The sequence below is a fragment of the Microcoleus sp. B6-A1 genome (assembly GCF_036705085.1).
Taxonomy (GTDB): Bacteria; Cyanobacteriota; Cyanobacteriia; order Cyanobacteriales; family Microcoleaceae; genus Microcoleus.
In genome coordinates this window covers 54,763-67,385 of record NZ_JAUBTU010000017.1, presented here as the reverse complement: position 1 = coordinate 67,385, position 12,623 = coordinate 54,763, and the positions used below count along the sequence as shown (strand labels likewise).

The following is a 12,623-nucleotide window of genomic DNA, read 5'->3' as shown; positions in this document are numbered from 1 at the left end:
TTTTAAAGCAGCAAAGTGGCGGTCAAATAAACTGCGGCGTGCAAACCTAAAATTTGCCAATAATTCAAAGCCAAGTTTTGCCAAGTCGGTTCGTAGACTGCAGTCTTCTCGAATAACTGCGGTAAGATTGTACGATCGCACAATCTTACCGCACTTCCCTCAACCATTCACATAATAATCCCGCGTTCCCTTCGCATTCATCGCTTCTCCGAGTCGATTTAACCCGTACACGTAAGCCGCAGTTCTCATGGAAACTGACAATTCCTGAGATTTTTTCCAAATTGCCTCAGTTTCTTCGACCATTTTATGCTTTAACCGCTGGTTGACTTCATCCAGCGTCCAATAAAGCCCGCTGCGATTTTGCACCCACTCAAAATAACTAACCGTTACACCTCCGGCATTGACTAAAATATCAGGAATTACCTGAATTCCCCTCGCTTCTAAAATCAAATCAGCAGCCGAATCAATCGGCCCGTTAGCTACTTCAAAAATAAACTTAGCCTTAATATCATTAACATTGGCTTCTGTTATTTGATTCTCCAAAGCTGCTGGAACCAGCACGTCTACATCTAATGCTAAAAGTTGCTCATTTGTCAAGATTTCGTGTTCGATAATATTACAAACAGAACCTTCGCAGTAAACAGCTTTGATACCTTTGTTAGAATCTTTAAATCCTCGAATACTGGGGATGTCCAGACCTTGTTTAGCATAAATTCCCCCTTGGGAATCGCTGACAGCAACAACTTTGTAACCTGCTTTCCAGAGCAGTTCTGCTATTTCTGCACCTGCATTACCAAAACCTTGTACTGCTACAGTCGTATCTTGAGGAGTTAGCTCAAATTTGGGTAGAATAGTTTGTATTACAAAAAAAGCACCCATTGCTGTGGCCGTATCTCTGCCCAAACTGCCGCCAATTGTCACTGGTTTTCCAGTCACCACCGCTGGAGAAAGCTGCCGCTTAATAATGTTGTACTGATCCATCATCCAACCCATAATCATGGGATTGGTGTAGACATCCGGTGCGGGAATATCGACATCGGGGCCGATGAAATCTGCGATCGCATCGACATAGCCCCGGCTCAACCGTTCCAATTCCAGTTTGGACAATTCCTTGGGATTGAGAGTAATTCCGCCCTTTGCTCCTCCAAAGGGCAAGTTCAAAACTGCACATTTAAACGTCATCCAAAATGCTAAGGATTGCACTTCATCAAGGGATACTCCCGGATGATAGCGCACTCCTCCTTTAGACGGGCCTCTGGTATTGTCGTAGCGCACCCGATAACCTTGGAAAATTCGCAGGGAACCGTCGTCCATCCGCACGGGAATCGATACAATTAAACTGGATTTGGGGTGTTTCAGCCTTTCGATCGTATCCTCGGAAAGGGACACATATTTTAAGGCTCGTTCTAATCGGCGGCTGGCATCGGCAAATAATGATTCAGACATAATTGGAAGGAAGAAGGAAAGCACGACACGGATTTTGACACGGATACACGGATTAATTATTTAGTGTCCGTCAGATTTTGAAGTCAGAGGGAAGAAGCAAGAATAGCTGACATCTTAATTTTAAGTGTCTCGGCTGATCTACTGGTTTTCCTATACATTTTAATTTAATCACAATCCAGGTTGAATTCTGTCAACTGTCAACGGTTAACTGTTCACAAACTGCCTTGTGTCGATCGACAATATCGCAGTGCCAAGCAGGATTAAGCAGATACACTTACAATAGAGGGTGATATTTAAGCTCAAGCCGCAATTTGAGTTCGATCGCTCAAATCACTGGCAGCCATCAGGGGAATTAAATTCTGAAATAGATCGAGGCTTTAGCTGACGTTAGAAACTGAATTATTATTATGGTTGGACTCCTAGCCGCACTCTCTGCGTCTGCGGCAGGGGGTATGAGAATTGCCCTGCCCCTGCTGTTAATTGGTTTGTTGCGGATTGACAAACTTTGGTCGGAAATACCTTTATTGTCGGGGGTTCCCCCCCAGGTGGCTATCACCATCTTGGTGAGTTGGTCGCTGTTAGAGTTATTTGCTTCTAAAACCTTTGTAGGACAGCGGGTACTGCAAATTGTGCAAATTATTTTCAGCCCCATTGTAGGAGCAATTATGGGAATTTCGATCGCTCAGGTAAGTTCGATCGAGGAAATTATTGCTCACCCTTGGATGCTGTGGATAATTGGTATTGTCGGAGGTTTGTTGGCTTTAGTGCTGCAACTGGTACAAGCGGGATGGTTTTACCGGTTGCAGGGTTTGCCGATTTGGGTGATTTTCCTCCAAGATGTTCTGTGCATTTCCTTGGTTTTGTTTGCCTTTGACGCACCGCGACAGGGAGGGTTAGTTGCTATGATCCTGCTGTGGCTGGCAATTCGCAGTTCAAAAGAGTGGTATCGCTGGTACAAAAGTCAGGGAATACCGGGTGACAGGGGAAATCCCCGCCGCCACAAGCGCGATCCTGATTAGTTAGTGATTAGTTATTGCTGATTAGTTATTGGTGATTAGTCATATCGTTTACGGTTGTTTCGGAATGATTTAACCGCAGAGGGCGCAGAGGGCGCAGAGGAAGAGAAGAGAGAGATGAATAATTCCGATACCAACGGATTTTATATCATTAGTCCTTTTTAACAACAGTGAACAGTCAACAGTCAACTGTCAACTGTCAACTGTCAACTGTCAATTTAAAGCAATCCGATCGAGTGTAGCGGGCCCTGACCCGTAATTAACTCTAGCAATAGTGCCACAAAACCAATCATCGCCACACGACCGTTCCAGACTTCCGCCCCCGTGGTCAAGCCCCACTCCCACTGCTCTTGAGGGTACATTTTCACTTTTTTGGAAGGGCGTATAACATCGGAGAATTTAACGCTGGGAGATTCGATCGACTCGATGACTAAATCAGCCAAGGCTTCAATAAACACCGGATGAGTATTCAGGGCGGGCACTCGGTAGAAATTCTCAATCCCCGATTCTTCTGCTAATTCTCGATACTCCATGTCAATTTCTTGTAGAGTCTCGATGTGTTCGGAAACAAAACTAATCGGAACTACCAACAAATCTTGGACTCCATTTTCTGCCAATTCGGTTATGGCGTCTTCGGTGTAAGGTTTGAGCCATTCCACCGGGCCAACCCGACTTTGATAAGCTAGAGTGTGTTCGTTCGATCGATCCAAATGTTCCATAATCAGACGAGTGCAATCTTCAATCTCGCGCTGATAGGGGTCTCCAGCCTCTTCTACGTAGCTGAGGGGGACGCCGTGGGCGCTGAAAAAGATGTGAACTCGATCGGGATTCGGATTGTGGTCTAGTTGTTGGGCTATCAATTCCGACATTGCCTGAATGTAACCAGGCCGCTTATACCAAGAAGGAATCGCGGTATATTGTATATCCTTGAGGGCAGGATCTTTGCCCCACATTTCTTCTAGCTGCCGGAAGCTAGAACCGCTGGTGCTGATGGAAAATTGAGGATACAGCGGCAAGATTGTCAAGTGTTCGATGCGATCGCGCTTAATTTTGGCGATCGCCTCTTCGGTAAAAGGATGCCAGTAGCGCATCCCCACGTATACTCGAGCATCTTGTCCCTTTTCTTGCAAGAGTTCTTGCAGGGAAGCGGCTTGTTCCTCGGTAATTCGCCGCAAAGGAGAGCCGCCACCGATTTGGCGGTAGTTTTCCTGGGATTTTTGAAAGCGCAGGGTCGAAATCAACCAGGCGAGCGGTTTTTGCATCCACGGAAACGGAATGCGAATGATTTCCGGGTCAGCAAACAAGTTGAACAGGAAAGGACGGACATCCTCGATTTGATCTGGCCCGCCCAAGTTTAATAGCAATACTCCCACACGACCCATAGCGGTTACAGCTCTCCCATCGTCTCAGTTCTGTTACTTATCTTTATGATATAACTTAATAATATCTTAAGTCGATAGCAAGGTATACATAATTTTGACTATAGCAACAATTTTTAGAGATTTAAGTTATCGGTATCAGTGTCTCTAGGATTGCGATCGCACCTCTGGCTGCTTTGAGCGTAGGCGGCAATGCTCGTTTGGGTCACAACGGCCAAGGAAAAATGTACCATCAGCCAATTATTATTTAGAAGCTTTTGCCGACTGTCAGTTTGACAGGAGTACACAGCAGCGTTGCGATGCACGAAATGCAACTGGCGCAATTGCGACAATCTTTCAGGAAGTATACCGCGCGGTCAAGTCCGGTGGTCTATTCATTTGGGTAGATTTTCCTCTGCATACAAATCCGGTATTTAGGTCAGGGTTGGCTGTATTTTTGTGGTTGTTTGAGACTGAAACTGACTTGGGGAGTTTGTTGGCAGAGGTGGGATGGCGATCGTACAATTCCGAAGGAACTCCACAACCAAAACTTTATGCTGACGGCAGCATTCAAGTAATCCAAGTTCAAAAGTCAGTTGACAGTTGTCAGTTGACAGTTGTCATTAGTGCGCGGGGAAGAAACCGGGTTTCTACGAATTTTGGGTTGAGTGACGATAAATATCGGGAGAAACCAGGTTTCTGAGGTCGGCGCGCGCATCTTACTATACTTGTCAACTAATGACTAATGACTAATGACTAATGACTAAACAAACTTTTTCGCTTCTGCCAAAGCCGCCTCAAACTTTAGCAATACATCCTTTTCTGTGTGAATAGCTTTCTCTTGTTCCAGCAGCGGGCGGCCAAAGCGAAAAATGCCGTCCTGTTCAACGTGGTCTACATAAGGTAGCGTTTCTGGATGCGGCAAAAATTTTCTGCCGATGGTGTACGGCGTGTGGAAAGAAAAGCTAAAGTCGGGAAACTTGTCGCTTTTGATTTCGAGATAGTAAAGCGAGTAATAATCTTTGGTTTCGCAGTACACACATTCGCGGCACTTATTTACAAGTTTGCGGTTCTGATAGAAAAAATCCCACTTATCCCAAAAGTAGCCATCTTTCATCATTTCCTGGTGGTCGTCGCACAGTTCGAGATATAATTTGTCAGAATCCGCCGGACGGTAGAAGTAAAGCATGGCGTAGGGCATTTCAATCAGTAACTTGACTGCTTGATTTTTTCGCTGGTACCATTCCTGCTGGTGAGTTTCGTAGACTTCCTTATATTTATTAATTGCTTTAAAGCTGTTAAGCTGATTTTCTTTGGCCCACCGCGACGCCCACACTGTCCAGTAAGCTAGCTGGAAGGTTGCTGAAATTTCCGCAGAACCTTGTTCTTTCCAGTCGGCAATGATTTTTTCCCACTCGGAACTAAAAGCTAGTCGTGATTGTTCGTTTTCTTCAGGCTTTTCTGTATTGATTGGGGTGGGTATTTGGTGATTATTTTTAATCAGCCCTTTGGGTTCTTTGCGCCAATTATTAATATCGGTTGGCGTTAGACTTAAGATGAATCTTCGGTCGTGAACGGGATATTCTAGATGGATTCCTGATTTGCGGAAAGAGCGGTATTCTAAAATAGGGAGTTTGTCTTGTTCAATCCACTGCTGGCGTTCTGCGGGCGAACACTTGAGTATTGTTTCTAATTCAACGGGATCGACGGCTAATTCACTTTTGAATGTCTCCCAAAATCTTTCTTGTTCGGCTGGATTTTCTTCCAGGAGGGATACAATTCGGTTGACGAGATGATCGGTTTGGTCTTGGCAATTTTCGGGAAGTCCTAAGAAGTCGAGGAGTTTGGTCTTGAGTATTCGTCTGGCTGAGATTAGCTCGGCTAACATGAGAAGCTCCAGTAGAGTCATGACTTGCGCTCTTGAACTGGCAAGATTTGCACAAGTCTTATATATCTTAATAGATTCTTCTGGGTTGTCGGCAATTGAAATGTCCGCGCGAGCGAAGGTATCCCGATCGCGCCTGCGGGCCCGTTGCGGTAGGGTATCGCCCAACCTCCGCCCCCTCCCTAAGCCAAAATACTCAAAACCAGGGCAAAAGACCGATCGACCTTTTGGCCTGATTGGCTAAAACTCATATATTGCACCGTTCTCAATTACTTGTTTAGGAACAGGCAAGATGCCTGTTCCACAAAATATAAATTTTCTTGTGGAACAGGCATCTTGCCTGTTGCTGACAATGGTGCGAGATATCAGCTAAAATCGATAATTACGATCGCGCACCCACAAACTCACAGGCACAGCATGGCCTGTTTTGTCAACCTTTACTTCTACCAAAAATGATTGTCGCTGCTTCCTTTGAGCTTCGCTAATCTCCTGATTGACTTTTTCCCTTTCATCCTCTGGCATATAATAAGTTTCTAAGCCGTATTCCATCTGCCAACCGTTATATTTGCCCTTAATTGCGATTTGATTGGCGGGCAAATTGGTGGGATTTTTGAGACTGACGCGGACGGGTTTCCAAGCTTGGGGGCGGCCGAGATTAGTCGCGGCTTTTGGCGCTTCTAAGATTACATAAAAACTGGTTTGTGGTTTGAGATTGTGCGTATTTTTTGGACAAACAATTCCGGGCGGACAAGGTTTTTTTTCGGTAGGTAAATCTTTCCAGTCGGGGAGTTTTTGGAGATTTGTGAGATCGGAAATATCATATCTCAAAACTTGGTAATATCCGCGCAAAAAGTCGTAAGGGTCTACTGGTGCTGTTTGCAGGACAACTGTTTTGCCAGTTATAAAAGTGTAAACGGCGGTGGCGGGTACGGCGGCAATTAGTCCGATTTGCAAGAGTAGAGGAACCCACATTCGCCACGCGGGAAGGCGTTTTGCTTCCGGGGGAAGGGTGAATGATGGGGGATTAGCGCTGGTATCTGCTATTTCGGAACTTGGAGGTGTTAAATCTGGATTTTCGGTGTTCATATTGGGAATTGGGAATTGGTTCGCAGAATAATATCGTTGACCTTTGAATCGGCATAATCATCTTCCGAGTGCAGTGCAAGGGGGACGATCGCACTATAGTAGAATGCTGCTATTCATCGGGGATTTTTGCGAAGTGGCGCTCGAACCACAAACCAGCAGCAATAACACCGATTCCGCACAAAACAAAGACAAAAGATTTGAGCAACAATCCTGTGTTATATTCAAAGACTCGGCTGATAATTTGCAGGGTGATTAATACCATGCCTCCCCAAAAAGTCTGGCGGTTTCCTAAAGCTAAACCTTCTCGGATTAAGCCGACAGCGAGCAAAAATGATAAAACATTAAACAGAAAAGTTGCTAATTGAGGAAGGGGAGTAAAATTGAGGTGAAAAAGCGGTATTAAGGCGCTGGCGAGGATGAAAATGCCGATCGCACTTGTAGTCAAATCCACTGCTTTTTGTTTTGGTCGCCGCAGTTCCAAACGTCCCAAGCGCAGCCATTCAAACACCGTGAAACCGCCCAAAACCGCCACATTTGCCAGCAAAACCCAATCGGGCTCAGTTGACGCAGGATTCGGCGAATCTTGCCACAACCAGTGGAAAGAAAGAAAATAAAACAAACTGGCGAGAAACAGCAGTGCTAAACTGCGGGCGGTAGGTTGAAACAGCCTGCTGCGTACCTTCGGCCAGATTGCATCGTCGTATCCCCACAGCAAAGCGGGCGGTAGGGCGCAAAAAATTGCTGTACCCCAGGTTAGATTTAAGCCTTGGGCAATTGAAACTTGTAGGGAAAAAATTATCGCGATCGCACTTATGGCAAAAATAGCACGCGATCGACACCAATAAGCCAGCGGCACAAACATTATACTGGCTGCGATCGGCATTTGCCGCACCAAAACTTCCAGCCAAGAAAACTCGACTTTGGAAGACCAATCTAACACGGCAAGCCAATAGCCTAAACCGACTAAAAGTGCGGACAAAACGCCCAAGGAAGTCAACCGCAAACTGTAAGCCATTCCGAGCACGCCGATTCCCCAAGTGAGGTAAAGTCCGTAGGAAGAACCGCCAATGTGAAACATTTGTGCCATCAAAGCCATATTTGCTCCTAAAATCAGAGATCCTAACAGCAACAATCCTTCACCTAGGAGTTTGTTTCGCCCTATTGTTAGGGGCAAATTGAGATTGGAGTTTTTGCTTCGGGATGGGGGAATTCGCCACAGATAGAAACCCGCTGCATTGACTGCTACGAAAAGACTTAGCAGCAGCGCAACTCTCACTTCCCGCGACCAAACTTGCCAGTTTGCGGCTACAAAGGTGATGACTCCTATACCGAGGAGAATGCCGCCGAGACTGATGAGAATGCTGAGGAATCGGTTGCGGGAGGCGGTTTCGAGTGTGTTGAATTGGTAGCGTTCGGAAAGTTGTTGGTAGAATGAAGTATCGATGAGTCCTTCTGCTTGCCAGAGTTTGGCTTGATCGCGCAACTCCCGTCGAAATTTATCTGAAATCATTGTTTATATTCCAGAGGATTTGAACTGTGATAGTTATTAATATGTCACTTGTGGGTTGATTGTCGATGGAGGCTGGGACACCTGTCTAACTTGCACAGCAGATTTGATTGAGATCCTTCGCCGGTTGAAACCATTTCTATAGCAATCCTAAATTATTCAGATAAATTTGTAGGGGTAGTGCTACCCCTACTCCCCGTGCCTACCCCTATCTATCGGGGCAACCACGGGGGGATTGCCCCTACAATAATTACGCAAATCATTTAGGATTGCTATATATAAACAAACTCCCAGCAGCAAGGGACGAATAAATTAAGGAAGGTAATTTTATGGTACAAGCTAAATCTAAAAAATTAACTTTTGACGAGTACCTTAATTACTCAAATGATACGGATCAACGCTATGAGTTAATTGATGGGGAGTTAATCGCTTTGCCGCCAGAATCTGAACCTAATAATTTCATTGCTAACTATCTATTTTTCTATCTGGCTAGCAGCGGGCTAGTGCCACTTAGACTGATTAAAACGCATAATTGCGAGGTTCAAGTTGCCGTTTTGCGATCGGGAGATGCCGCCAACCGCTACCCGGATTTGATAATTCTGGAACCTGAACACATTCCGCTGACAGCAACCAGGCTAACTATCGCTTTCGATATGCTGCCTCCTCGGTTTGTTGTGGAGGTAGTCAGTCCAGGTAGACTGGGCACGGATCGGGATTACGATCGCAAACGAGCTCAGTACGCAGCGCGGGGCATTGGAGAGTATTGGGTTATCGATCCAATTGAACAAGTCGTGACGGTTTTGCGGCTTCAGGATGGGCAATATGTTGAGGTTGGGGTGTTTCGGGATGGGGAGGCGATCGTATCTCCGATGTTTCCACAGCTAAGTTTGACGGTTCAACAGATTTTTAGTGGAGAGGTTTAAGGGCGGATCAATAGCTAATTGTTTAGCATTCATCTAATCACCTACCGATTAGTGAAAATCTCCACTCTCAACCTGATTGAGGCCATGTTTCAATCCCTGATAGGGATTTAGGTTGATTGCAACCTGTAAGTTTCGCTAACAGTCACACCATTTTTAGATAGTGACGTGAGAATATCATCAACCTTACTTTGCTAAATAAATCTAGGCGGGGAAAGTCACATTTCCCCACCTAGAGCTTGTAACCCTTGCTGCTACATCATGATATAGGTTTATCCCCGCCTAGAACAAGGTTTTGGAGTGAATAGGAAATTTACCCTAGCAGTTCCCGGCTCTGACTTAGAAAGTATGCTTATCCTGATACACCAAACTAATTAGGTAAACGCCATTCTTTCAGAGAATTCCTGTTACGCTCGATCAGCTTCTTTATAGATTCATTAGTAAAACCTAACTCTTGTAGTAAACAAGATTGAAGCATTACCTTTAAAGTATAAAAAAGCTGAGCCAACTCTTCTGATTTAGCAAGTTTTTCCTTTTTACTATGATGAGTTAATGCGTTACGAGTAGTAACAGCTTTCTTAATAAAACTTTCTCTGTCATTTGCTTCCCCTATAAAATTATCAGGTAATAAGTGTGTAATATCGTTTAAAATCTCTTCTAACCTAGTACGCAAGTAAGCATCTTTTTTGCAATATTTAATTCTGTGATAAACCTCTAAAGCTTGAATTATATTGAGGAAATGATAATGTAAATATAAATTAGAGGTATACATTGTAATCATGAAAAGGTCAAAAACAGATTCATAGGTTTCCTTTTTATGAAGCCATTGTTTAAAAATTTCTCCTAAATTACCTTCTATATCATTATAAACGAATAACATTTCATGCAGAAATACATTTGTCTCAGAGTTCTGTCCAGAGTTCCCAAAAGCAAACAGTATATTAACCTGACTTGCCCAAGTTACTTCTTCAAAAGAATATGATCCGTCATCCTTAAGAATTGGTTTCTCATAAGTAATATCTACATTTCCAGTGACTGCAGACACCGATGAAGGTTTGGACATCGCAAGAGTCAAAAAATCACGGAAATAAACGATTGTTTCAAAACACTTATCTATTGATTTGTTCTGTGGATTATTTAAAGTTAAAAACGTTTTTTGTTCAATACTCCTTTTATAAGAAGTTGTCCTAAAATATCTCTCAAAATAAGGATTGATATATATCGGTGAAAAAGAAATAGATAGATCTATTTCTTCAAATTTACCAATAGGAATGCAGGAGGGTGGTTGATAACTAATCCATATTTTATTTTCCTCGCGTGACCACATAGCTTCAACGCCAGACTTTCCAATCCATTCTTCTAAGTTATGATATCGTATCGAAATAGAATTTAATTTAATTTCTTGTTCCGTTTCAAAGTGAATTTCGCGAAAAACATAAGTAGCTTCAAACACAAAATTAGCTCTTTCAATAAGTTGAAGAGTTTTTATAGACCCCAAACACTTATACAAAGTAATTTTTTCATTATTTTCTAAGAAACCTAAAATAATAATTTCTTCAGGCTTAATGGAATCCGAAATAGTTACTTGTTCAGATAACGAATCATAAAAAGAACCTAGTAACTCTAACTTTGCCCCACTGTTTGGTGAAAAGCTCAGTTTCCCTGCGACTACTACTTCTGGATTGTTTGGAAGCCACCATTCACCTAAACTAACAAATTCTTCCATTATTGTTCACCCCAACAATCATTTAGTTCAACATTAACATACGTTGTAATCTATCACTCTACCGTGCCACCGCTCCCACCACATCTCAGTTTTTAAAAAAGCTGTGAGTTATCAGGTGCGAGTGTGAAGCAAAAAAGCTAGACCACCACCGCTCCGACCTTGCCGCTAGACCTTGCCACCGCTCCGACCTTGCCAGCCTCTCCAACTGCTAAACCGTGCCAGCCGTGCCTGTGGTGCGATTCTGCAAGCCTTCACACTCCCAAACATCCAATCCCAAAAACCATCTAGACCCCCCTAAATGGTGCATTTTGAAGCCGTGCCAGTGCCAGCAGTCCGATCGCCTCTCACCTGGTCACAGTCGATCGCCTCGGAGTCATCCGATCGCCCTGTTGAATCTGGCAATTTGAAGGGGTAACGACAGACTAAAAAAATTACCCCCTCAAAAAAACACCTATCCACTTCCGCAAATCTCATCCATCAACCCGATTCAAATTCCAGTCGTAAGGCAAAAAAACGATCGCCCATCCATCGCCCACAGCCGCCTCCGGCCCCAAATAACCGCCCACATACTCAGCCACCGAACCCGCCGCCTTTACAAAATCCTCGCCGTACCACTTAAAAATCTTGCTCAAATAAAGCGTCTTTTTCTCGGCATCATATCGCACCTTATCAGGATTGTGAATAAAACGGCTCGCATCTGCTTCTAGTTGAGTCCGTACCGACTCGGGGAAATAAGCCCCGCGACGCAGCAGCGGGCACCCGACTGAAGCGCAAACTAATGCAAAATGGATGCGCGGTTCCGCAAATTCCGGCCGCAAAATTGCGTGTTCGATTTGATTGAGACTGTACTTTTTGCCGCCAATAATCACATTTGAACGAGTGAAAAAATCCAAAAAACTCAGCCAATTGGGAATTCCCAAAACTTTTGGACGGATCGACGCGATCGGATATACTTCGAGAACTTGAGAAATTGCGATCGCATTGTACGCATTCAGCCACAACGCCAGCCGCGCATCCGCATCAGTAAAATCCGCCAAATCCACATCCGCCAAACTTTCCAGCCACGCCCTCAAAACATCTGCCCCCTCAGCTTTCCAGCCCCGATAATTGACGCGGCCGAAATCGTCAACGTAGCGTTGCAGCAGCTCGTCCCAAATCGTAAAGTCGATCGTACCGATCATTTATTACTATCCATCATATAAGGCGGACATTGCTTTAACTTCTGCTTCTATAGCAATCCTAAATCATTTGTGAATTTCTTACTCCCTCCCCTTGCTAAGGGGAGGGTTGGGGTGGGGTAAAAAATTTACGACTCCTGCAAGGATTTCTATATTTAATACTAGCCTCAACCTAAATAACACCTGCAACGGTAGTATTTTTTAGATTAGCCCCATCAAACGGGTTCTGGATTAAATTAACTTGAGTCAAATTAGCGCCTTGTAAATTAGCTTGCCGCCAAGAAGCCCCGCTCAAATTTGCCCCGGATAAATTAGCTTCCCTAAAATTTGATCCTCTCAAATCTGCCCCTTGCAAATTCGCATTTGCTAAACTCGCGTACCGCAGGCGAAGGCAGATCAAATCGCCGCCCGGACACTGGTTAGTTTACCGCAACTAATTGATTTGCTGCGGGTTAGGTGCAATCACTGGTGTAGCCAACCCGAAAATCATTCCCCATGAAA

12 protein-coding genes are annotated in these 12,623 nt (G+C 44.3%); 3 read left to right on the top strand and 9 right to left on the bottom strand.

Annotated features, from left to right (window positions below):
• Positions 1-2 precede the first annotated feature (2 nt).
• The gene (locus tag QUB11_RS08600) at positions 3-167 is read right to left on the bottom strand and encodes a hypothetical protein (protein WP_333202151.1); all 165 of its coding nucleotides are present in this window, start codon (positions 165-167) and stop codon (positions 3-5) included.
• Entirely contained in the window at positions 160-1,446 is a 1,287-nt protein-coding gene (locus QUB11_RS08595) for a Glu/Leu/Phe/Val dehydrogenase (protein ID WP_333202149.1), read from the bottom strand. Before QUB11_RS08595 ends, QUB11_RS08600 begins: the two co-directional genes overlap by 8 nt.
• Positions 1,447-1,853: 407 nt before the next feature.
• Here QUB11_RS08595 and QUB11_RS08590 point away from each other — a divergent pair, with 407 nt between their 5' ends.
• Complete coding sequence (locus QUB11_RS08590) at positions 1,854-2,465, top strand: DUF4126 domain-containing protein (RefSeq protein ID WP_333202147.1); 612 nt, start codon at positions 1,854-1,856, stop codon at positions 2,463-2,465.
• Between the two features lie 215 nt (positions 2,466-2,680).
• Here the strand turns inward: QUB11_RS08590 and hemH are convergent, their stop codons facing one another.
• A complete protein-coding gene (hemH, locus tag QUB11_RS08585; protein ID WP_333202145.1) occupies positions 2,681-3,844 on the bottom strand; it encodes a ferrochelatase in 1,164 nt (387 codons plus the stop codon).
• A 421-nt stretch (positions 3,845-4,265) separates the two neighbouring features.
• On the opposite strand from hemH, the gene QUB11_RS08580 reads away from it, so the two are divergent.
• A complete protein-coding gene (locus tag QUB11_RS08580; protein ID WP_333202143.1) occupies positions 4,266-4,523 on the top strand; it encodes a hypothetical protein in 258 nt (85 codons plus the stop codon).
• 60 nt (positions 4,524-4,583) lie between these two features.
• Here QUB11_RS08580 and QUB11_RS08575 read toward each other — a convergent pair whose 3' ends face one another.
• The 3 genes from QUB11_RS08575 to QUB11_RS08565 all read right to left on the bottom strand — a co-directional run bounded on the left by QUB11_RS08575 (position 4,584) and on the right by QUB11_RS08565 (position 8,301).
• Entirely contained in the window at positions 4,584-5,708 is a 1,125-nt protein-coding gene (locus QUB11_RS08575; protein ID WP_333202141.1) for a hypothetical protein, read from the bottom strand.
• Between the two features lie 366 nt (positions 5,709-6,074).
• Entirely contained in the window at positions 6,075-6,791 is a 717-nt protein-coding gene (locus QUB11_RS08570) for a GDYXXLXY domain-containing protein (protein WP_333202140.1), read from the bottom strand.
• Between the two features lie 109 nt (positions 6,792-6,900).
• Complete coding sequence (locus QUB11_RS08565) at positions 6,901-8,301, bottom strand: DUF2157 domain-containing protein (RefSeq protein WP_333390270.1); 1,401 nt, start codon at positions 8,299-8,301, stop codon at positions 6,901-6,903.
• A gap of 326 nt (positions 8,302-8,627) precedes the next feature.
• On the opposite strand from QUB11_RS08565, the gene QUB11_RS08560 reads away from it, so the two are divergent.
• Positions 8,628-9,221 carry a Uma2 family endonuclease gene (locus QUB11_RS08560; RefSeq protein WP_333390268.1) on the top strand — a complete coding sequence of 198 codons (594 nt, stop codon included), beginning with the start codon at positions 8,628-8,630 and terminating at the stop codon, positions 9,219-9,221.
• Between the two features lie 367 nt (positions 9,222-9,588).
• Here the strand turns inward: QUB11_RS08560 and QUB11_RS08555 are convergent, their stop codons facing one another.
• The 3 genes from QUB11_RS08555 to QUB11_RS08545 all read right to left on the bottom strand — a co-directional run bounded on the left by QUB11_RS08555 (position 9,589) and on the right by QUB11_RS08545 (position 12,522).
• On the bottom strand, positions 9,589-10,944 hold the full coding sequence (locus QUB11_RS08555; RefSeq protein WP_333390265.1) for an ApeA N-terminal domain 1-containing protein: 1,356 nt from the start codon (positions 10,942-10,944) through the stop codon (positions 9,589-9,591).
• 470 nt (positions 10,945-11,414) lie between these two features.
• Positions 11,415-12,125 (bottom strand): DUF547 domain-containing protein, encoded by a 711-nt coding sequence (locus QUB11_RS08550; protein WP_333390261.1) that lies wholly within the window; start codon positions 12,123-12,125, stop codon positions 11,415-11,417.
• Positions 12,126-12,294: 169 nt separating this feature from the next.
• Positions 12,295-12,522: a pentapeptide repeat-containing protein gene (locus QUB11_RS08545; protein WP_333202124.1), complete on the bottom strand. Its 228-nt coding sequence runs from the start codon at positions 12,520-12,522 to the stop codon at positions 12,295-12,297.
• Positions 12,523-12,623: the final 101 nt, after the last annotated feature.

What these genes read in the sequence shown, in the direction of transcription:
- QUB11_RS08600 (WP_333202151.1), bottom strand. Translation starts at nt 167, where the DNA reads ATGGTTGAGGGAAGTGCGGTAAGATTGTGCGATCGTACAATCTTACCG.
- QUB11_RS08595 (WP_333202149.1), bottom strand. Translation starts at nt 1,446, where the DNA reads ATGTCTGAATCATTATTTGCCGATGCCAGCCGCCGATTAGAACGAGCC.
- QUB11_RS08590 (WP_333202147.1), top strand. Translation starts at nt 1,854, where the DNA reads ATGGTTGGACTCCTAGCCGCACTCTCTGCGTCTGCGGCAGGGGGTATG.
- hemH (WP_333202145.1), bottom strand. Translation starts at nt 3,844, where the DNA reads ATGGGTCGTGTGGGAGTATTGCTATTAAACTTGGGCGGGCCAGATCAA.
- QUB11_RS08575 (WP_333202141.1), bottom strand. Translation starts at nt 5,708, where the DNA reads ATGTTAGCCGAGCTAATCTCAGCCAGACGAATACTCAAGACCAAACTC.
- QUB11_RS08570 (WP_333202140.1), bottom strand. Translation starts at nt 6,791, where the DNA reads ATGAACACCGAAAATCCAGATTTAACACCTCCAAGTTCCGAAATAGCA.
- QUB11_RS08565 (WP_333390270.1), bottom strand. Translation starts at nt 8,301, where the DNA reads ATGATTTCAGATAAATTTCGACGGGAGTTGCGCGATCAAGCCAAACTC.
- QUB11_RS08560 (WP_333390268.1), top strand. Translation starts at nt 8,628, where the DNA reads ATGGTACAAGCTAAATCTAAAAAATTAACTTTTGACGAGTACCTTAAT.
- QUB11_RS08555 (WP_333390265.1), bottom strand. Translation starts at nt 10,944, where the DNA reads ATGGAAGAATTTGTTAGTTTAGGTGAATGGTGGCTTCCAAACAATCCA.
- QUB11_RS08550 (WP_333390261.1), bottom strand. Translation starts at nt 12,125, where the DNA reads ATGATCGGTACGATCGACTTTACGATTTGGGACGAGCTGCTGCAACGC.